The 19,881-nt window shown below is 38.0% G+C and carries 20 protein-coding genes; 8 read left to right on the top strand and 12 right to left on the bottom strand.

All coding sequences use genetic code 11. The annotated features are described in order from the left end of the window. The first annotated feature begins 95 nt into the window (after window positions 1–95). The 4 genes from ilvC to NYG85_RS10160 are packed head-to-tail and all read left to right on the top strand — an operon-like array spanning window position 96 to window position 3,971. On the top strand, window positions 96–1,118 hold the full coding sequence (gene ilvC / locus NYG85_RS10175) for a ketol-acid reductoisomerase (RefSeq protein WP_284938462.1): 1,023 nt from the start codon (window positions 96–98) through the stop codon (window positions 1,116–1,118). 2 nt (window positions 1,119–1,120) lie between these two features. Further along, window positions 1,121–2,374, top strand: a complete 1,254-nt coding sequence (locus NYG85_RS10170) for a divergent polysaccharide deacetylase family protein (RefSeq protein ID WP_284938461.1) — start codon at window positions 1,121–1,123, stop codon at window positions 2,372–2,374. Further along, the gene (dprA, locus tag NYG85_RS10165; RefSeq protein ID WP_284938460.1) at window positions 2,358–3,155 is read left to right on the top strand and encodes a DNA-processing protein DprA; all 798 of its coding nucleotides are present in this window, start codon (window positions 2,358–2,360) and stop codon (window positions 3,153–3,155) included. Before NYG85_RS10170 ends, dprA begins: the two co-directional genes overlap by 17 nt. A 9-nt stretch (window positions 3,156–3,164) precedes the next feature. Then, window positions 3,165–3,971, top strand: coding sequence for a YihY family inner membrane protein (locus NYG85_RS10160; RefSeq protein WP_284938458.1), 807 nt, complete (start codon window positions 3,165–3,167; stop codon window positions 3,969–3,971). Here NYG85_RS10160 and NYG85_RS10155 read toward each other — a convergent pair. The 10 genes from NYG85_RS10155 to NYG85_RS10110 form a co-directional block, all read right to left on the bottom strand. Beyond that, complete coding sequence (locus NYG85_RS10155) at window positions 3,948–5,195, bottom strand: ComEC/Rec2 family competence protein (protein WP_284938457.1); 1,248 nt, start codon at window positions 5,193–5,195, stop codon at window positions 3,948–3,950. The genes NYG85_RS10160 and NYG85_RS10155 overlap by 24 nt on opposite strands. Continuing rightward, window positions 5,195–6,607: a replicative DNA helicase gene (locus tag NYG85_RS10150; protein ID WP_284938456.1), complete on the bottom strand. Its 1,413-nt coding sequence runs from the start codon at window positions 6,605–6,607 to the stop codon at window positions 5,195–5,197. Before NYG85_RS10150 ends, NYG85_RS10155 begins: the two co-directional genes overlap by 1 nt. Beyond that, entirely contained in the window at window positions 6,600–7,658 is a 1,059-nt protein-coding gene (gene ispG / locus NYG85_RS10145) for a flavodoxin-dependent (E)-4-hydroxy-3-methylbut-2-enyl-diphosphate synthase (RefSeq protein ID WP_284938454.1), read from the bottom strand. Before ispG ends, NYG85_RS10150 begins: the two co-directional genes overlap by 8 nt. A 62-nt stretch (window positions 7,659–7,720) precedes the next feature. Continuing rightward, window positions 7,721–8,845 carry a tRNA pseudouridine(13) synthase TruD gene (gene truD / locus NYG85_RS10140; RefSeq protein ID WP_432264858.1) on the bottom strand — a complete coding sequence of 375 codons (1,125 nt, stop codon included), beginning with the start codon at window positions 8,843–8,845 and terminating at the stop codon, window positions 7,721–7,723. Continuing rightward, a complete protein-coding gene (locus NYG85_RS10135; protein WP_284938452.1) occupies window positions 8,823–9,644 on the bottom strand; it encodes a thiamine-phosphate kinase in 822 nt (273 codons plus the stop codon). Before NYG85_RS10135 ends, truD begins: the two co-directional genes overlap by 23 nt. Beyond that, entirely contained in the window at window positions 9,644–10,927 is a 1,284-nt protein-coding gene (locus NYG85_RS10130) for a DUF945 family protein (protein WP_284938451.1), read from the bottom strand. Before NYG85_RS10130 ends, NYG85_RS10135 begins: the two co-directional genes overlap by 1 nt. Window position 10,928: 1 nt before the next feature. Continuing rightward, window positions 10,929–11,492 carry a DedA family protein gene (locus tag NYG85_RS10125; protein WP_284938450.1) on the bottom strand — a complete coding sequence of 188 codons (564 nt, stop codon included), beginning with the start codon at window positions 11,490–11,492 and terminating at the stop codon, window positions 10,929–10,931. A gap of 4 nt (window positions 11,493–11,496) precedes the next feature. Next, window positions 11,497–12,084 (bottom strand): lipid-binding SYLF domain-containing protein, encoded by a 588-nt coding sequence (locus tag NYG85_RS10120; RefSeq protein WP_284938448.1) that lies wholly within the window; start codon window positions 12,082–12,084, stop codon window positions 11,497–11,499. 7 nt (window positions 12,085–12,091) lie between these two features. Next, on the bottom strand, window positions 12,092–13,645 hold the full coding sequence (gene rny / locus NYG85_RS10115) for a ribonuclease Y (protein WP_284938447.1): 1,554 nt from the start codon (window positions 13,643–13,645) through the stop codon (window positions 12,092–12,094). Next, window positions 13,578–14,201, bottom strand: a complete 624-nt coding sequence (locus NYG85_RS10110; RefSeq protein WP_284938445.1) for a 5-formyltetrahydrofolate cyclo-ligase — start codon at window positions 14,199–14,201, stop codon at window positions 13,578–13,580. The genes rny and NYG85_RS10110 overlap by 68 nt, the downstream gene beginning before the upstream one ends. A gap of 49 nt (window positions 14,202–14,250) precedes the next feature. Here NYG85_RS10110 and NYG85_RS10105 point away from each other — a divergent pair, with 49 nt between their 5' ends. Genes NYG85_RS10105 through NYG85_RS10095 form a run of 3 tightly spaced genes read left to right on the top strand, consistent with a single transcriptional unit; the run spans window position 14,251 to window position 15,969 of the window. After that, the gene (locus NYG85_RS10105) at window positions 14,251–14,814 is read left to right on the top strand and encodes a TlpA family protein disulfide reductase (protein ID WP_284938443.1); all 564 of its coding nucleotides are present in this window, start codon (window positions 14,251–14,253) and stop codon (window positions 14,812–14,814) included. Next, window positions 14,811–15,653 carry a signal recognition particle-docking protein FtsY gene (ftsY, locus tag NYG85_RS10100; RefSeq protein ID WP_284938442.1) on the top strand — a complete coding sequence of 281 codons (843 nt, stop codon included), beginning with the start codon at window positions 14,811–14,813 and terminating at the stop codon, window positions 15,651–15,653. The genes NYG85_RS10105 and ftsY overlap by 4 nt, the downstream gene beginning before the upstream one ends. Next, window positions 15,646–15,969, top strand: a complete 324-nt coding sequence (locus tag NYG85_RS10095; RefSeq protein WP_284938440.1) for a VanZ family protein — start codon at window positions 15,646–15,648, stop codon at window positions 15,967–15,969. Before ftsY ends, NYG85_RS10095 begins: the two co-directional genes overlap by 8 nt. Window positions 15,970–16,075: 106 nt before the next feature. Here NYG85_RS10095 and NYG85_RS10090 read toward each other — a convergent pair whose 3' ends face one another. After that, window positions 16,076–16,309 (bottom strand): hypothetical protein, encoded by a 234-nt coding sequence (locus NYG85_RS10090; protein WP_284938437.1) that lies wholly within the window; start codon window positions 16,307–16,309, stop codon window positions 16,076–16,078. 47 nt (window positions 16,310–16,356) lie between these two features. Between NYG85_RS10090 and radA the strand changes: the two genes are divergently transcribed. After that, the gene (radA, locus tag NYG85_RS10085) at window positions 16,357–17,697 is read left to right on the top strand and encodes a DNA repair protein RadA (protein WP_284938436.1); all 1,341 of its coding nucleotides are present in this window, start codon (window positions 16,357–16,359) and stop codon (window positions 17,695–17,697) included. A gap of 904 nt (window positions 17,698–18,601) precedes the next feature. Here radA and NYG85_RS10080 read toward each other — a convergent pair. Continuing rightward, window positions 18,602–19,881: flagellin B (locus NYG85_RS10080; RefSeq protein WP_284938434.1), on the bottom strand; the 1,280-nt coding region annotated here is incomplete at its 5' end.

The raw sequence follows: 19,881 nt of genomic DNA, 5'->3' as shown, positions 1-19,881 counted from the left end.
AAGCAAACTTAAAAGAAAAAAATTTTAACATTTCAGCGTTGTTTGAGTTCTTAAAATGTATAATCCACAAAATTTTTTCATTTTAAGGAGAACAAATGGCAGTAAATATTTACTACGACAAAGATTGCGATTTAAGCTTAATAAAAAGCAAAAAGGTCGCTATCATCGGCTTTGGCTCACAAGGGCACGCACACGCTGAAAATTTAAGAGATAGCGGTGTAAAGGTCATCATCGGACTTGCTAAGGGCGGTAAAAGCTGGGCGAAAGCAGAGGCAAAAGGCTTTGAGGTAAAAAGCGTGGCAGAGGCTAGCAAAGAGGCTGACGTAGTGATGATTTTAACGCCTGATGAGCTTCAAGCTGAAATTTACAAAAAAGAGATTGAGCCAAATTTAAAAGACGGCGCGGCTATCGCATTTGGACACGGATTTAACGTGCATTTTGGACAAATCAAAGCACCTGCAAACATTGATGTAATAATGATAGCTCCAAAAGCGCCCGGACACACGGTAAGAAGCGAGTTTGTAAAGGGTGGCGGGATACCTGATTTAATCGCTGTCGAGCAAAACGCAAGTGGCAAGGCAAAAGAGCTAGCCCTAAGCTACGCAAGTGCGATAGGTGGCGGCAGAACCGGCATTATTGAAACGACATTTAAAGATGAAACCGAAACCGACCTATTTGGCGAGCAAGCCGTGCTTTGTGGCGGACTTTGTGCGCTCGTAAATGCTGGATTTGAGACGCTTGTAGAGGCTGGATATGAGCCTGAAATGGCGTATTTTGAGTGCTTGCACGAGCTAAAACTAATCGTTGATTTGATGTATCAAGGCGGTATGGCTGATATGCGTTACTCTATCTCAAACACCGCTGAATACGGCGATTACGTAAGTGGCGTAAGAGTGATAAACGAAGATAGCAAAAAGGCGATGAAGGATATTTTAAAAGAGATTCAAAACGGCACATTTGCTAAAAATTTCGTCCTTGAAAGAACGACTGGATACGCTAGAATGAACGCTGAGCGTGGCATTGCTGAAAGAAGTCTGCTAAATCAAACTGGCAAAAAGCTTCGCGCGATGATGCCATGGATCGGTGCTGATAAGCTAGTAAATAAAGATAAAAACTAATCTTGGATAAAAAACCTACAAAAAGGCGTCCAAAAAGGGCAAAAAAGTCAAAATTTGGACGCCTTTATATCGCAATTTTTGTCATTTTTTCAGCTTCGTTAATTATTGCGTTATTTTATCTCTCAAATCGCCATTTTAACGCCCAAACTATGGTCGTAACAAACACTAAAAAAGATGAAAAAGTAGAGAAAAAACCAGAAAAAATAGCCAAAAAAACAGAGCAAAAGCCAGTTATAAAATTTAGCAAAGATGAAAATTTAAGTAGAATTTTTCTTGACCCAAAAAGCACCGATGAAACGGACGCCCTAAAACAGCTACCAAAACCAGCCAAACAAAAGCAAGATATTAGCGTTTTTGACGCTTTAAAAGATATAAACAAAACCAAAATTGATAAAAATACGACCCAAATTAAACAAAGTTCTAAAACAGACGAGATAAAAACAGAGATAAAAAATGAGCAAAAAATAGAGCAAAAAGCCAAAAATTTTTCTGAAAAAACAGAACAAAAATCTGAAAAAATTCCTGAAAAAATAGAGCCAAAAATAGAAAAAATCCCTGAAAAAATAGAGCCAAATAAAAAGGCAATAAGCACCAAAAAGCCAAAACTAGCCATTATTATTGATGATATGGCTTCAAGGGCTCACGTGGAGATGATTAGGCAAACTGGGCTTAAAAAGCTAACTCCGTCATTTTTCCCAAAGAACAAATTTCACCCAGACACGCCAACTCTTGCAAATGAGTTTGAATTTTTTATGATTCACCTGCCAATGCAGGCAAATCACTTCTTAAAACCTGAGCTTGATACACTAAATATAACTGATACTTATGCACTCATAGATAAAAAAATCGCAGCCGTTAGGGCAAACTTCCCAAAGGCAAAATTTATAAACAACCATACCGGCAGCCGATTTACCAGCGACTTTAACGCTATGGATTTAGCTTACAAGGCGTTTGTGAAGTATAATTTTACCTTTGTTGATAGCAGAACAATTGCTGCTTCAAAGGTAAAAGATGTCGCTAAAAAATATAAAATGCCCTACATTTACAGGGATGTTTTTTTAGATGATGATAATGATAAAAGTGCGATAAAATCGGAGCTTGTTAGTGCTATTGAGCGTGCAAAAAAGCAGGGATTTGCCATTGCTATCGGTCATCCACGCAAAAATACGATAGAGGTGCTAAAACAAAATAAAGAGTATATACTAAACAATGTTGAGTTAGTTTATGTCAAGGATATTTATGAACTTTACAGATGAGAATTTCATAAATCAATCAGAGCTACCAAAAGAGCTTTTAAGGCTTAAAAATCCGCCAAATGGGCTGTTTTATCTTGGCAACAAAGAGCTTTTAAACGCCCCAAAAATCGCAATTGTCGGCTCACGAAAAGCTAGTGTTTATACTAAAAACTGCGTAACTAGCCTAGCTAAAACCCTAACAAACGCTGGAATTTGCGTAGTAAGCGGTGGTGCTATCGGCGTTGATATTTTTGCACATATCGGTGCTATGCCCCAAACTATCGGCGTTTTTGCAAACGGACTTGACATAATCTACCCAAGCTCAAACGCAAAAATCATCTCTGAAATTTACAAAAACGCCCTTGCATTAAGCGAATATCCGCTCAACACACCGCCGTTAAGGCACCATTTTTTGGAGCGAAATCGCATAGTCGTATCGCTGTGTAAAGCCCTAGTGGTCGCACAAGCTGATTTTAAATCAGGTTCACTTCAAAGCGCAAGGATAGCCAGTGAGATTGGCGTGCCAATTTTCGTCCTGCCTCAAAGACTAGGCGAGAGCGACGGCACGAACGAGCTTTTGGCTAAAAATAGGGCTAGTTTAATTACAAATTTTAGCGATTTTGCGGCTAAATTTAGCGATTTTAACGTGCCAGTTTTAAATCAAAATGATGAAATTATGGAATTTTGCAAAAGTGGCGTTAGCCTTGATGAGACAGTTAAAAAATTTGGCAATAAAATTTATGAATACGAGCTTGAAGGTAAAATTTCTATCTCAAATTTACTGGTAAAAAGCATTTTTTAAGGCAAAAATATGAGTGTAAATATCAAAAATAAGATAAAATTAGCGTTACAAATCGTAACAAATATCAAAGACAAAGAGCTTATGCATTACGCTTCAAGCCTTAGTTTTCACACGATTATGTCCATAATCCCAGTGCTTTTGCTTAGCTTTTCAATCTTTACGCAAATGCCGATTTTTAGCGAATATTACGGCAAAATCAAGGAATTTGTATTTAATGCCCTACTCCCATCTCATCAAGATGTCATCGGTGCGTATCTTGATAGCTTTTTGCAAAATAGCCTTAGTCTTGGAATTTTTGGCTTAGTCGCCATTATTTTTACATCCGCTATGTTTTTTACCGATTATGAATACGTAATAAACCGCATAATGCAGACAAAAAAACGTAGCTTTTACAGCTCGCTAAGTGCCTACTGGACGCTCATCACCCTAGCCCCGCTCGGACTTGCTTTAAGCTTTTATCTATCAAGTAAATTTCAAGAGATTTTAAACTCAAACGAATACACGAGCTGGATAAATTTTTTAAGCATATTTCCTTACATTATTATATGGACAATTTTTTGTGTAACTTATTTAATCTCTGTTAGCGAGCCAATCAGCTTTAAAAACGCCCTATTTGGCTCATTTGTGGCGTCTTTGGCTTGGTATCTTGGCAAATCAGCCTTTATCTACTACGCAATAAACAACAAAACCTACCTTAGCCTTTACGGGTCGTTTTCAATAATGCTTCTGTTTTTTTTATGGGTTTATATCTCGTGGGTTATCTTTCTTTATGGGCTTAAAATTTGTGCGTTTTTAGAGCAAAAAAATAAAGCATAAAGCACCAAAAAGTGGCAAAATAAGGGCAATTTTTTTAAATTTTATCGCTAAAAGTGATAAAAAAATGTAGCCTAAAAAGACAAAAAGTGGGATTTTTGCCCAAAAATATGGGAGCGAAAAGTCTAAAAATTTAAGTAAATATTCATCAAAAACACTGCCAAAACCAAACAGATGAAGCACGGCACTAGCCGGATAAAACAGCCCAAAAATGTAGGTAATTAAAATTACACCAAACTGCTGGATGCTAATTAAAGCAAAGAATTTTAAAACAATAATTTGCATTACAAAAAATAGATAGAAATTTAACCCCAAAAAATGCAGGAATTTATGCCTTAAAAACCCAAAATGTTTAACGTATAAAAAAATGTAAAACACCCCACAAACAGAGAAGAAAAAGCCGATATTTAGGGCTAAACTCGGCAAAAATGCAATGCAGATTAAAGCCACAAAAAAGAGATTTAGAAAGCTTAAAATTTTGATATTTCTTACTAAAAAATAAAAGCCAAAAAGACTCATTAAAAACGCCCTTAAAAAGCTAGGCACAACGCCAAGAAGCCAAAAATAAAGGCTAATAAAAATAAAAGCAATGATAAAAATGTCAAAATTATAGTTGCGATACGGACAAAATTTTGCATAAACTACCCTAAAAATCGGCGTTAAAACAAGATAAAAAAGCCCCAAAATCACGCCTAAATGATAGCCACTAATTGCGATTAAATGTGCTATCCCCCAGCGATTTATGTCAAGTCTAAGCTCTGGCGAAATGGGCGTGGCAAAAAACAGGATTGAGTAAAGCTCGGCGATTTTTGGATTTTCGTGCTGATTTGTGATAAAAGCTATCATTTTATCCCTGAAATTTTGCTCACTTTTTAGCTTTTGCAAGCGAAAATTTGGCATAAAAAAGCTACCTTTTAAATAGTCTAAAAAGCTAACATCAAGCGTTATTGCCGTTACATTTAGGGTTTCGTTTTGGCTAAATTTTCGCCCCTTTTGCGTGGTGGTGTAGAATTTAAAATCATCGGTTTTTAAGAGCAAAACCCTGTAAATTTTGCCGTCTTGTGCCGTTTTTAGATAGTTTTTCTCAACTTTTGCAATAAAATCTTGCTCGCCATTATCTAAAAATTTACGAAATTTAGAGTATTCATAAGCTAAATTTATAAGAAAAATGCAGATAAAAACGGCTAGAAATTTTAAAATCTGCCCTCTTGTGTCAAAAAGTGGCACTAGCCGTGAAATTCTGCGGTAGAAACTGGCGAAAATGTCCTATCCACAAAGCGTGTAAATTGCTTTTCAAAGACCACTTCAACGCTGCCCGGCTCGCCGTTTCTGTTTTTGCCGATGATTATTTCAGCCTTCTCCTCAAAAAGATTATCTGGCTTCCACTTTGCTACGTATTCTTTGCCCTCTTTTTTGGCTTTTTGCTCGTTTTCTTTCTCATTTTGTGCTAGATAAACCTCTTCACGATAGACAAAAAGTATCATATCAGCGTCTTGTTCAATTGAGCCAGACTCTCTTAAATCGCTTAAAAGCGGTCGTTTGTTATCACGGCTTTCAAGGCTTCTGTTTAGCTGTGAAAGTGCGATTATTGGGATATTTAGCTCACGTGCTAAGAGCTTTAAACCCCTTGAAATTTCAGCGATTTGCAGGTGTCTCTCACTAAAATTACTCGTGCTCATCATAAGTCCAATATAATCAATCACGCAAAGTTCTATCTCTGGGTGGGCTGTTTTTAGCTTTCTTAGCTGGGTTCTTACCTGATGAATATTAACATAACCGCTATCGTGTACAAAAAGCTTTCGTGAGCTCATATATTCGCACGCATCGCTTAGTCTAGCTAGCTCCTCGTCGTCCATTTTTGAGCTGATTATGTTTTGAAGTGGGATTGAGGTCTTTGATGAGAGCATACGCATCATAATCTGCTCGGCTGGCATTTCAAGCGAGAAAAATACCACACCCTTGCCGTCTTGCAGGACTTGATTCATAAAATTTAAGCAAATCGTGGTCTTACCCATACCCGGACGTGCTGCTACGATGATTAAATCGCCTTTTTTAAAGCCATTTGTCTTTTCGTTTAAGGTACGAAAACCGGTGCTAAGTCCGACCACGCCCTTTTCATCAAGGTCGGCTTGTTTTTTAATGTAGTCAATTAAATTTGCCACAATTTCAGGCGCTTGTTTTATCGCTCCTGATTTTTTCGTATCAGAAACGGCGTAAATTTCAGATGAAATTTCATCAACAATGTCCCTAACCGGCATATCCTCGCTTACCTTAGCTGGGACTTCTTGGGCGATTTTTAGCAGTGAGCGTTTGATTGATTTTTCTTTTAGCTCGTTTGCATAGCTCATCACATCAACAATAGCACTTGTCGCCATAACATCGCTAAGTATGCTCTCATCGTATTTTTGACCTAGTTTATTCTTTAAAAAGGTCGTGGCAATCGGCTGGTCGGAATTTAAGCACTCAATCATCGCCATAAAAATATCGCTATGCCCTTTTAGATAAAAATCATCTTTGTTTATCGTGTCAAAAATTTCGCTTAAAAGGTCATTGCTTGATAAAATTGAGCTTAAAATGGCTCGCTCCATATCCAAATCATAAAGCAAACTTAGGTCAAATTCTACACTTTTTCTAGCCACGTGACTTTATCTCCTCATCAATTTCAAGCAAAAAGCGATCAACTAATTCGCTCTCTTTTAGCTTTGCCACCACTTCGCCACGACGCATTATTAGCCCATTGCCCTTGCCAAAGGCTATTGCCACATCAGCGCCCTTTGCTTCGCCAATAGCATTTACCACACAGCCCATTACACTTACATTTAGTGGCTCTTTTATGTGCTTTGTTTTTTCTTCAACCAGCTTTATCGCACTCATCAAATCGCTTTGCAAACGCCCACAAGTCGGACACGAGATGATATTTAGCCCCTCTTTTTGAAGGCCGCTATCTTTTAAAATCGCCTTTGCAACCTTGATTTCTTCTTCAAGTTCGCCAGTAATGCTAACTCTCATCGTATCGCCAATGCCTTTTAGCAAAAGTCCGCCAAGTGCGATTGCCGATTTTATCGTAGCGTGAAAGGTCGTCCCAGCCTCTGTAACGCCAAGATGAAATGGATAGATGACCTTTGGGCGAAGCTCTTCATAAGCTCTCATCGTCCTAGCAACATCGCTTGATTTTAGTGAAATTTTAATATCCGTAAAGCCAAAATCCTCTAATAATTTTATATTATAAAGCGCCGAAGCCACCATTGCCTCAACACTTCTGCCGTATTTTTGCTCAAACTGCTCTTCAAGTGAGCCAGAATTTACGCCAATTCTAATTGGCAAATTTCGCTCCTTGCACGCATCAACGACCGCTTTTATCCGCTCTTTTGAGCCGATATTGCCAGGATTTATACGCACACCATCTACAAATTCACTTGCGATTAGTGCTAAGCGGTAGTTAAAGTGAATGTCAGCTACAACCGGCAATGGGCTAAGCTTAACTATCTCTTTTAGCGCAGCTGCGTCATCTTTATCAAGCACGGCGCAACGCACAATATCACAGCCCGCAAAATAAAGGCGATTGATTTGTTCAAGTGTGCCTTTAACATCTTTTGTCTTTGAAAATGTCATTGACTGCACCGAGATTGGGGCGTCGCCACCGATTAGGACGTTGCGAATTTTTATCTGTTTTGTAGGATATCTTTGCAAAATTTCACCTTTTAAATTTTTAAAATATTATAGAAAAAATGGGCTTTTAAAAAGATGAAAAACTACTCATCAAAGATATTTTTGTTTAAAATTTGCTCTAAAACTACGGTGGCGTATGAGCCTTTATTAAGCACGAAACTCATCGTAAAATGGGCGTTTTTCTCATCATATTTGTAAGCTAAATCGCTTAAATAACTCCAAGCAAAACGGCGTGAGCCACTCATTTTTTTACTAAACTCAAACGCCTGAGCGTAAATTTCACGCTCTAAATCGTAAGCCACGCCACTTGAAGCATAGGCTCTATCGCCTACAATTAGCCCACAGCTTGTAATATCTCGCCTTAAAAATCGCTCAATTTCAGCCCCTAAATCCTCGCACAAAAAGCACTTGCCAAACGGATAATGCCCTAAAACTTCGCCTAAAATTAGCTTAAAAAACTGCTTTTGGGATTTTAAATTTTTAGCCATTTGCGTATCAAATTTGTAAATCTCACAAAGCTCTTTTTGGCTAAAATCATCGCTAAAACGTGAAATTTCAACCCTTTTGCTAAGATAGCGGTTAAAAAGTTCGCTTTGATATGCCGAGATTAAAAAATCGCTAAGTTTTGGATTTTTAAGTCTTTTGCCATTTAGTGTGCCGTGCTTTAAAATTTCAAGTCCGCTTGTTGCATTATCGCCATATTTTCCAAAACGCTGATAACCAAAGTAGTTTGCAAAGCCTTGTTTATCAATATTTAAAAGTGCTTGTTCTAGTTTTTTAGCTTCACTTGGCATAACTTTTTTTAGGCGGATAAAAAAGCTATTTGACTTTAAATGTCCGATTTTTAGCTTGTTATTGTGGTAGTTTGTGCTTAAAATTTTTAACTTTTCGTGGCGAAAATTTGCTAAATTTTGCTCAAATTTGCGTGGCATTGTGATAAATTGCGTCGTTAGCCCCTGCTTATCTTTAAGCCCAGCATAGCCAAAATCGCGAATTTTTACACCGCTAAATTCGCTTAAAATTGATAATGCTTCTTGGGTTGTCAAGTCCTTTTTTTGTATTAAAATCATCAAGTGTTCGCCCTCGCCACTAGGCTCATAAAGTGGAATTTCACGCACGACAAAATCATCTGAATTCTTTGAAAAATGGGCGTTTATTGGCGTGTGAGTAAGTGGCAAGAGTGGCTTAAAAGTGGTGTGATTTTGCATTGGTTTTATAATGTCCTTTCGTTGCTTTGGCAAAAATTGTGATTTTTGTGCGTGTTTTTTTTGCGATTTGCTCTATTTTTGTGCGATTTTTTGGCGAAAAGCTAAATAAAATTTCATACTCCTCGCCACTTTTTAGCTCATTTTGACTTAGTTTTTTTATAAATTTAATGCCCTTTTTGCTCGCATTTAAAATTTTTGGCAAATCGCTATTTAGACCATCAGAAATATCCATAGCGGCGTTTATAAATTTTGCTGATTTGTAAAAAAAATCGCCCTTTAAGATTGGTTTTACAAAGCGTGAATTTGATGAAATTTCATAGCCATTTAATAGCGTTTTTAGATTTTTTAAACTCTGACCTAAATGCCCAGTAAAGGCTAAAAAATCGCCATTTTTTACGCCATTTCTAAACACTGCCTTTTTTTCTAATCTGCTAATAATAGTAACGCTAATGCCGATTTTATCGCCCTTAATCGTATCTCCGCCGATGACTTGTATGCCATAATCTTTGCAGGTTTTTTTAATGCCAAGCGAGATTTGTGCTATCTCGTTTTGGCTTAAATTTTTTGGCATTACAAAGCCAAGAAGGGCAAATTTTGGCTTTGCATTCATCACGATTGCGTCTGAAATATTTACAAGCATTGCCTTTTGTCCGATTTGAAAGGGCGTTAGCCACGATTTTTTAAAGTGTGTGCCTTCAAAAAATAGGTCTTTACTATAAACAAAATCGCCAACAACTGCCCCATCATCGCCTAGAAATGGGCTTTTAAAGCAACTTATCGCAAAGGCTTCTTTATCCATTAATAGCTAAATGCACCAAGAATTTCTTTGAGCGAAATTTTATCGTTAAAGACTAAATCCTCTGTGTTTTTATCAAGCCTAAACGCCATTTTTTGGGCGTTTGCTTCGCTTACAAAAAGCTCGTTAAACATACCTGCTAAAATTGCAAAGGCTGGGATTTGAGCAAAAAACTCATTTAAGTTTGGCGAAAATTCTAAAAATCCGCCAAAATTTGCGTATTTTATAGGATTAAAATCATCGTTTATTTTGCCGTTAAAGCCATCAAACCCAAAGTCAAGCTTAAAGGTCATATTTGCGTTTTGGTAATTTTTTGCTTCAATTTTTGTGCCAAATTTTGGATTTTTAGCGATTATCGTGGCTAAATCATCTCTTACTTTAAGTCCAAAATTTTCAAAACTATTTTCATCATTTAAAAGTGCTGGGTCGTTTAGCTTTAAAAGCACGGCATTTAAGCCACTAACGCTTAAATTTTGGACATTTGAGCTGATTTTTATATCGTTAAATTTCACGCCATTTATTGTAAAATTTTCAAATTTCAAAACATCATCTCCGCCTAATAAATCGCCATTTTGTGCGGTTTGTCCGTCGTATTTTAGCCCATTTAGCTCAGCCTTTGCTTCGTTTGTTTCAATGCTAATTTGTTTGCCGTTTGCGTGGCTTTCGTAAGGTGCTATTTCGTTAAAAAACTGGGCTAAATTTATATCTGTTTTTGCGATTGTTTTTGCGTTTAGTCCGATGATTTGAGCCTTAAATTCTGGCGATTTTAGCAAAAGATTATCAATATTAAGCGTGGCATCTTTTACGAATTTATCTGAATTTAGGTTTATCTCTCCCCAAAATCCGCTACTTTTTATCTCATTATCGCTCTCTTTAAAGTCGGCATCTTTTAGTGCAAATTTTAAATTTTTATCGCCTGATATGCTTTGTTTGTAAAAAATTTCAAACATCTCATCACTGCCAAGTGTGCTTCTAGCAAATGATTTTGTCGTTTCATCAAGTGCTTTTACGCTGATTTTTGCCAGTGGATTTTGCGATAAAAATGTAAAAATATCGCTTTTAATATCGGCGTTAATCTCTGTTTTTATCTCGTTTTTACTAGCTATAAATGAGGCTGTTGAGCTAAAAAAACCTTTGTTGTAAATCTCATTTTCTATCGTTATACCAGCCTGTTTTGCCATATCTATGGCTTTGTTAAACTCAACTTCTGCCTTGTTTGAAGTGTAGTAGTTAGCACCTGCTAAAATCGCTAAAATAGCGACGACTGAGATTGAAATTTTTTGCATTTTATATCCTTTTTTTTGTTTGTTTTTCTAAAAATAGCCAAATTAAGCCAAGTAAAATTAGCATAAAAATCGGCATAACCCAACCGTTATCGCCAAATTTATCCCAAAATTTCACGGCAAAATTACCAGCTAAGAAACTAGCCGTGCCAATTATAAACGCCCAAATAAACGAGGCGATGAAATTTAAAATGTTAAATTTAAAAAATGGGTATTTTGAAAAACCAAGTGCGATAGGCACGAGAGTTTTAACGCCGTAAATGTATTTTTGGATAAAAATCATCTTATCGCCGTGCTTTTTCATTAAAATTTGCGAGTAGGCGAGTTTTCGCTTGTGATTTTTTATGTAGGGCATTAGGGCTGGTTTATTGTAGCGTCCAAGATAAAAAAGTAGCGTGTCGCCAAGTGTGTTTGAAAGCGTGGCTATGGCGATTGTAACGATGATATTCATCTCGCCTAAAAAGCTAAGCACGCCAGCGGCGATGAGTGCTAAAAATCCGCCACCAAGCGTGTAAAAAAATAGCAAAATATAGCCATAAGTGGATAAATTTGTAAGCATATCTTGCATAATTTTACCTATTTAATGCCAAAATAAGCTGGTCGTAAGCGTAGCCACTGCTTCTAAACCGAATTTTGTTTGAGCTATTAATGATAACTCCGCCAAAACTAGCCCCAGCAAAAAATCCGCCGTTTGTGGCGTAAGCATACATATCTTTTGAAAATTCAAAGTCTTTAATGCTTTTATAACCGCCGCCAACATCGCCAAATGAGAAGCTAGCGTCTGCGTTTATGGCGAGTTTGCCGTCGCTAATGTCGGCGACAATGCTACTTTTTAGCACAAAAATCACAAGTGAGCTATCCTCATAGCCCATTTGAAGTCCAAGACTGCCACCACCTATCGTGACTGATTTTAGCACCCTTTTATCGCTTAATGGGTCAATGACAATCACACCGCTACCGCCCATACCGCCGACTAAAAAGCCGACTTTTTTTACGCTAGGTATGATTACAACCGCCTTTGACTGCTTGATTAACGCCTCAAATGGGGCTTTTTTATTTAACCGCTCAGTCATTATAAAGGCGTTTGCTGAATTTAACAAAAGCTCTTCATTTGCAAACAAAAAGACACTAAGAAGTAAAATTATTAAAATTTTTCTCATTAAATTCCTATTTTGCAATCTCAATCGCACGAGTTTCTCTAATTACATTTACTTTTATTTCGCCCGGATACTGCACCTTGTTTTCTATCTCAGAGGCTATCTCTTTTGCCACAAGCACCGCTTCATCGTCGTTTATTAGCTTTGCATTAGCAATGACCCTGATCTCACGACCAGCGTTAATTGCGTAGGCTTGTTTTATGCCGTCCTTGCTTTTTGCGATATTTTCTATCTCCTCAACACGCTTTAAAAAGCTCTCTAAAACCTCACGCCTTGCACCCGGTCTAGCCGCACTTAGGGCATCAGCAGCACAAACAGCCGCACTCTCAACGCTAGTAGCCTCCTCGTGTCCGTGGTGAGCATAAATGGCGTTTATTACGACTGGGTGCTCTTTGTAGCGTTTGCAAATTTCAGCACCCAAATCCACGTGACTACCCTCGTAATCGTGCGTTAGTGCCTTGCCAATATCGTGTAAAATTCCAGCCCTTTTAGCGAGCTTCTCATCTCCGCCAGTTTCAGCAGCGATAATGGCTGCAAGGTGCGCTACTTCAAGGCTGTGTGCTAGGGCGTTTTGTCCGTAGCTGGCTCTAAATTTTAGTTTGCCAATTAGCTTTGTAATCTCTGGGTGAATTTTGTTTAACCCCAAATCAATCACGATATTTTCGCCCTCTTCAAGAATGCTCTGCTCAAACTCATCGGTTACCTTTTTATGAAGCTCCTCAATGCGTGCTGGCTGAATTCTGCCGTCCTCAACCAAAAGCTCAATCACACGCGTTGCAATCGCACGGCGATAAAGATTAAACGAGCTTAAAATAATCGCATTTGGCGTATCATCAATGATAATATCAACACCAAGCACCATTTCAAGCGTCTTGATATTTCGCCCCTCTTTGCCAATAATCCTGCCTTTTAGCTCGTCATTTTTGATATTTACGACATTTATTAGCCTCTCAGCCGCAAACTCCCCAGCAAAACGCGAGGTCGCCTGTGCTAAAATGTAATTTGCCTTCTTTTTCGCCTCTTTTTTCGCCTCTTCTTCGTATTTTCTAACGATATGTGCTATCTCAGCACGGCTCTTTTCTTCTACCTTTTTAAGCACCACTTCACGTGCCTCGTCCTCTGTTAAGCCGGCTGCGTGTTCAAGGACTTTTAGGGCTTCTGCGACCTTGCTTTGGTAGGTAGCTTTTAAATTTACACCCTCTTCATAGGTTGCTTTTGCTTCATTTTTCTCACGCTCTAAGGCGTTTTTACCGCTATTTAAAAGCTCTTGTTCGTTTAATAAAGTCTGCTCTTTTTTTGCTATTTCATCAAGTTTTAGAGTATATTCTCTTTGAAGTTTTGTTGTCTTTTCATCATACTTTTTTTTGGCTTCAAACTCAGCTTCTTGGACTGAAATTTTTGAGTTTTTTAAGACCATTTGTGCTTCGTGCTCAATGGCTTTTGCCTTGGCTTTTGCCTGTTCTAAAAATATGTTGTAGTTTGCATCATTTATCTTTTTAGCGACCACATACCCCACGCCAACGCCGACCGCGCCAGCACCTAATCCTACTAAAATTTCTATCATCTTTGCCTCTTTTAAAGTATTTTTTCTTTGGAGTTAAGTAAAAATCGCAGATTATATCGTGGCTTTGTGCTAACTTTTGCTTTGTAAATAAATCCATAATCTGCACAAAAACTACGACCTTTGGTGGGCGTTTTAAACTAGCAAAAAATCTATCATAAAAACCCTTGCCGTGCCCTATCCTAGCCATACTCACATCAACTCCAACCACCGGGACTACTGCCATATCAATATTACTTTTAAAAGCGTTTTTGTTAATCGGCTCTTTTAAGTTAAATTTTGACACCCTAAATGGCAGGGCTAATTTTACCATTTCTAAACTAATACCTACCATAAACGGCACAAAAATGTTACAATTTTTGCTAAATTCTCGCCTTAAACGATAGACATTTGGCTCGTAAAAAAGTGGCATAAAAAGCAAAATATTTTTTGGCTTGTAAATTTTAATCAGCCTTTTTATATCGCTTAAAACTGCGTAATCTCGGCACTTAGCACCGCTTTTTGCTCGGTTTTTTAAAATTTGTAAATTTTTAGCTCTAATTTCGTTTTTAACGCTCATTTTATCAACTTTTTTATATAATCGCACCATTTTTATTAAAAGGTAAGATATGAATTTAAAAATGCTAATTATAGCACTAAGTGCGACATTTTTGATACTTGGCTGCGAAGATAAAAAGAGCGAAGTAGAAAATTTAGATGAAAATAAAAGTGAAATTTTAGAGCAAAAACCACAGATTAAAGATGAAAATATCACGCTAAATTTAGTGAGTGGCGAGAAACTTAACCTAAGCGTAAAAAACGCAAACATTAAGATAGCAAACAACGATAAAGCGACGCTATTTGTCTTTTTTACCACTTGGTGTCCGCCGTGCCGTGCTGAGATCCCTCATTTAAATAATTTAAGCGATAAATTTACAAAGGATTTAAATATCGTTGGAATTTTGCTTGAAGAAAAGAGCGGTGATGAGATAAATGAGTTTATAAATAGATTTAAAATCAAATATGAAATTTCAAACGGCGAGAGCAATTACGCCCTTGAAAAAGCAGTCGGTGGCGTGATTGGACTGCCTTTTTCTATCCTTTATAAAGCTGATGGCTCACACGCAGCGACTTACACGGGGCTTGTGCCTGAGGAGATGTTGGAGAGTGATATTTTAAGGGCAGTAAAATGATAGGATTTTTTAAAAGCATTTTTAGTGCTAAAAAAGACGCCAAAATCACAAAAGAGGTGCTTGAAGAGCTACTTTTAGAAGCGGACGTGGCGTATGAGATTGTTGAGGAAATTTTATACTATTTGCCCCCACAAGACGAGGTAAAAAGAGATGATTTAAAACGTGTGATGAGTAGCTATTTTATCTACGAAAAAGAGCGAGTAATAGCCGATGATAAGCCGTTTGTAGAGCTAATTTTGGGCGTAAATGGCGCTGGTAAAACCACAACTATCGCAAAACTAGCAAATTTATACAAAAATAGCGGTAAAAGCGTGATTTTGGGCGCTTGTGATACCTTTCGTGCTGGTGCGATTGAGCAACTTCGCCAGTGGTCGCTTCGCCTAAATGTGCCAATAGTCGCCTCACAGCAAGGACACGACCCCTCGGCTGTGGCTTTTGATACGATTAGCTCGGCACTTGCAAAGGGCGTGGATAACGTGATTTTAGACACTGCTGGCAGGCTTTCAAACCAGACAAATTTAGCAAACGAGCTAAGCAAAATCGTGCGTATTAGCCAAAAAGCTTACGAAAAAGCCCCTCACCGCAAAATTTTAATACTTGACGGCACACAGGGCAACGCTGGCGTGGCTCAGGCAAAGGCGTTTAATGAGATTGTTAGCCTTGATGGCGTGATTATCACAAAACTTGACGGCACACCAAAGGGTGGCGCGTTATTTGGCGTGGCGCGTGAGCTTGAACTGCCGATTTTATACATCGGCGTGGGCGAGAAAATGGATGATTTGGTGAAATTTAACCCTGATGAGTTTTTAAACGGATTAATGGATAGCATTTTTGGCTAAAATTTGCTTTTTTATCACGCTTTTTGCGGTTGAGTATCTAGCGACCACTTCAAAAAGCGTGGCGATAAACGAGGTTTTTTGGGATAAAACAAACCACTTTTTGGCGTTTAGCGTCCTGTATTTTTTGCTAAATTACGCATTTAATCTTAAAATTTTAACTAAAATTTTAGCACTTTTAGCCTTTGGTATTCAAATAGAGATAGTCCAAAGCTTTCTGCCAAGCAGAGAGTTTAGCCTAATTGACATAATCGCCGATTTTATCGGAATTTTGGGTGGAATTTTAGCGGTGTTTGTGATTAAGCGAGTAAAATTTTAACTATTTGGTTTTAACTTCTCATCTTTATCACTATAAAATTTATAAAAAACATAACCGATAGTGCCAAAACCCAACACAAAAGGCAAAAAAGCCAAAATCTTAAAAATCATTTCATATCCCCTATTTTTTCATTTTTCTCTTTAAATTTTCTCTCTGTTAAATAATAAAAAGCACAAAGTGGCACAAGTGCAAAAAGTGCAAGTAAAAATTTCACCACACTAAAATCAAAAGTGCCGCCATACCAGCCCAAAACTGCCAAAATCGCACTAAACGTAATGCTTAATTTTGTTTTTAATGTATCTATCTCATTTTGTAATTTATCTTTTTTACTCATTCCCACATTATACCCAAAAATAATGCTATAATCCAAGCAAAAAAGGCAGAAAAATGGCAAAAAATAAGGCAGTTTTTGAGTGTCAAAGCTGTGGCAACCAGCAAGGCAAATGGCTTGGCAAATGCCCAAATTGCGGTGCTTGGGATAGCTTTATAGAGCTTAGTCAGACGCAGATAAAGGTAAATGAAGAGATAGCAAAAATTTCAAACACTCCAAGCAAGGCAGTTAGCATTGACAAGGTTGAGATTGAGAGCATTAATAGATTTTCAACCAGCGATAAAGAGCTTGATTTGGTACTTGGAGGCGGTGTGGTTGAAGGCTCACTTGTGCTAATTGGAGGCAGTCCGGGCATTGGCAAATCAACGCTTCTTTTAAAAATCGCCTCAAATTTAGCTAAGGACGCTAAAAAGACGCTTTATGTAAGTGGCGAAGAGAGCGCAAGTCAGATAAAAATGAGAGCTGATAGGCTAAATGCAGTGGATAAAAATTTATATCTTTTAACTGAAATTTGCCTTGAAAATATCATCGCCGAGGTGCGAAAGAGCGAATACAAGGTGCTTATCATTGACTCAATCCAAACGCTATATTCAGAAAAAGTAAGCTCGGCACCGGGCTCAGTTTCACAGGTTCGCGAGATCACATTTGAGCTTTTAAGACTTGCAAAAGATGAAAATATCTGCGTTTTTATCATCGGACACATCACAAAAGAGGGTGCGATAGCAGGTCCAAGAGTGCTTGAACATATGGTTGATGTGGTGCTTTATTTTGAGGGCGATGCGTCAAGAGAGCTGCGAATTTTACGTGGTTTTAAAAATCGCTTTGGCTCAACAAGCGAGGTTGGAATTTTTGAAATGGGCAAAAATGGCTTAGTTTCAGCCACTGAAATTTCAAGCAAATTTTTTACTCGCGGCAACGCCATAAGTGGCTCGGCAATCACGATAATAATGGAGGGCACGCGCGCTTTAAGCGTTGAAATTCAGGCACTTGTTTGCGAGAGTGGCTACCCAAAACGAAGTGCGACTGGATATGAAAAAAACCGCCTTGATATGCTTTTAGCACTTTTGGAGCGAAAGCTTGAAATTCCGCTGGGACATTATGATGTCTTTATCAACGTTTCAGGTGGCGTTAAAATCACAGAAACGGCGGCTGATTTAGCAGTGGTTGCAGCTATTATTTCAAGCTTTAAAAATCGTCCGATTAGCAAAGAGAGTGTTTTTATCGGAGAGCTTAGCTTAAACGGCGAAATTCGCGATGTTTTTAATATAGACCAACGCCTAAAAGAGGCAAAAACGCAGAAATTTAAAAACGCCATAATACCTAGCAAACCGCTTGATACGCAGGGTATTAAATGCTTTTACGCAAAGGAGCTAACGCAGGTGATTGAGTGGATGTAAGCTTAATTTGTTAAATAATTGTTGGCATTTTAACCTGCAAAAAAGCATTTTAAAATTTAAAAACGCTAGAACGTAAAAATCTAAACTGCATACACTGACTTGTTGGCAGTTAAAACCTGCAAAAACACAGCAACGATAGAGCATAGCCCTTGGGAGCAGATGGCAACAAAAATGGTGTTGCGATAGCATTTTTGTGATCTGCGAGTTATAGTAAAGGGAGAGAAAGGGCGACCCTACTTTGCTTTTCTCGTGATAAAGCCGTATAAAATTTAGCTTGTAATCTTTGTCTTTTGACTAAAAATTGAAAAACGCTAGAATGTAAAAAGACTAAAACTTGCGAACGCCGATTGAAAATCGGCAGGTGTTCGCACGAAAGAGCGTTGTCGGGGTTGTGGGTTGTTAAGAGAGAAGGGGGTGACCCTACTTTGCTTTTCTCGTGATAAAAGCAGAATGAAAAAGAAACCCATTAACAAAATGTAAAGTTCTGCTAAAAATCACGTGAATTCTCATTAAAAAAACAGCATATTTTTTTAGACTAAAATTTTAAAAATGTTAAAACGTAAAAAATCCAAAACTTGCGAACGCCGATTGAAAATCGGCAAATGTTCGCACGAAAGAGCGTTGTCGGGGATAAGGGTCGCCCCCTTCTCCCTTAAAGAAAAACAAATGACACCCTGAATAAAATGCAAAGTTCTATTTCAAATAAAAATTTTATTTGCAAGTTATGGTAAAAAAGTGGGTAAGGGGGGGGGGAGATAACCCCTGACTTTGTTCGTGCTAAAAGTCAAATACAAAAACCACACTTCTTTTTTTAAATATTAAAACGTGAATTTTACTGCGATTTTTTATCAAAAAACAAAATTAAAGGATTAAAATCCATAGGTTAAACCTATGGATTTTGTAGTTATTGTAGCAGTTTTAGGACGTTTTGTTGCACTGAGTTTGCTTGGCTCATTGCGTAGCTACCTGATTGTGCTAGGATGTTTCTTTTTGAGAAGTTTGCACTCTCAGCTGCAAAATCAACATCTCTGATTTGGCTCTCGGCTGATTTTACATTCACTTGTGTTACGGTTATATTACTTACCGTTGCAACAAGCTGATTTTGGACTGAGCCTAAATCAGAGCGAATGAAATCAAGGGTTTTTTGTGCTGATTCAGCGATATTCATAACAGCCATAGCACCACGAAGTGTCATAACACCAGCACTTTGGTTTGATGTCATCTCTGATTTTGACATACGAGAAAAGCCCATTGCGGCAGCAGCTGCTTTGTCTATCTGACCTCTTATATCTCTTAGAGATACAGATTGTTGATTACCACCATTTGCATCAGAAAATGCGGTAGAAAATGCACCATTTGCTTTGCCATTACCACCACCTGAAATTTTTATATCCCGTCCGTCAAGTCTAACAAGGTTTAAACGACCAACAAACATTGAAGTTGATAATTGCTCGGCGACTTTATCGCTAATACCGAGTGCTTTACCTATCTGTTTTTGACCGCCATTATCTCCACCAGTAATATTTATTGCTCTGCCATCACGACTTGTTAAAACAAGGCGTCCTTGCGGATCAACTGACGCTTCTACGCCTGTTTGGTCTTTTACTGAGTTTATCGCATTTACTAAGGCACCATTGCTGTCGCCGTCTTTTACAGCTAGGTCGCCGATTTTTACGCCATTGATTGTGATTGATTTTAGACTGCCCGCTGATATGGCTTTTTCGGCTCTGATTGTTACATCAAATGTCGCTCTTACACCAGTTTCATTTGATACCTTATTGATGTTTTCAGCGAGTTTGCCCAGTCCGTTGCCTAAACCAGTTGAGATTACGGCAGCTGCTACTTTTACGTTATTTACGCCATCAACATTAATAAATGTAAGTGAAACCTTGCCGCCAGCGGTAATTAGTTTTGAACTTTCAAACCTAGTTAATCCAATCTTATCCGAAGTTGTTGCACCGATACTTGCTTTTACTACTTCGTTTGAGTAGGCACCGATTTGAAATTCTTTGTTTGAGAATGTGCCGTTTAGGAGCTGTTGTCCGTTAAAGCTAGTGGTGTTGCCGATATTATCTAGCTCCTCCATTAGGCGGACTATGTCAGCTTGAAGTGCTTGGCGTGATTTAGAAGTTTGTCCGTCTTGGGCGGCTTGGGTGGCTTTTACTTTGATTGTATCAAGAATTT

Origin of the sequence: Campylobacter gastrosuis (assembly GCF_030249845.1) — a bacterium.
GTDB lineage: Bacteria > Campylobacterota > Campylobacteria > Campylobacterales > Campylobacteraceae > Campylobacter_A > Campylobacter_A gastrosuis.
The sequence above is the reverse complement of the archived record's forward strand: the minus strand, read 5'-3'. Positions and strand labels throughout refer to the sequence as shown.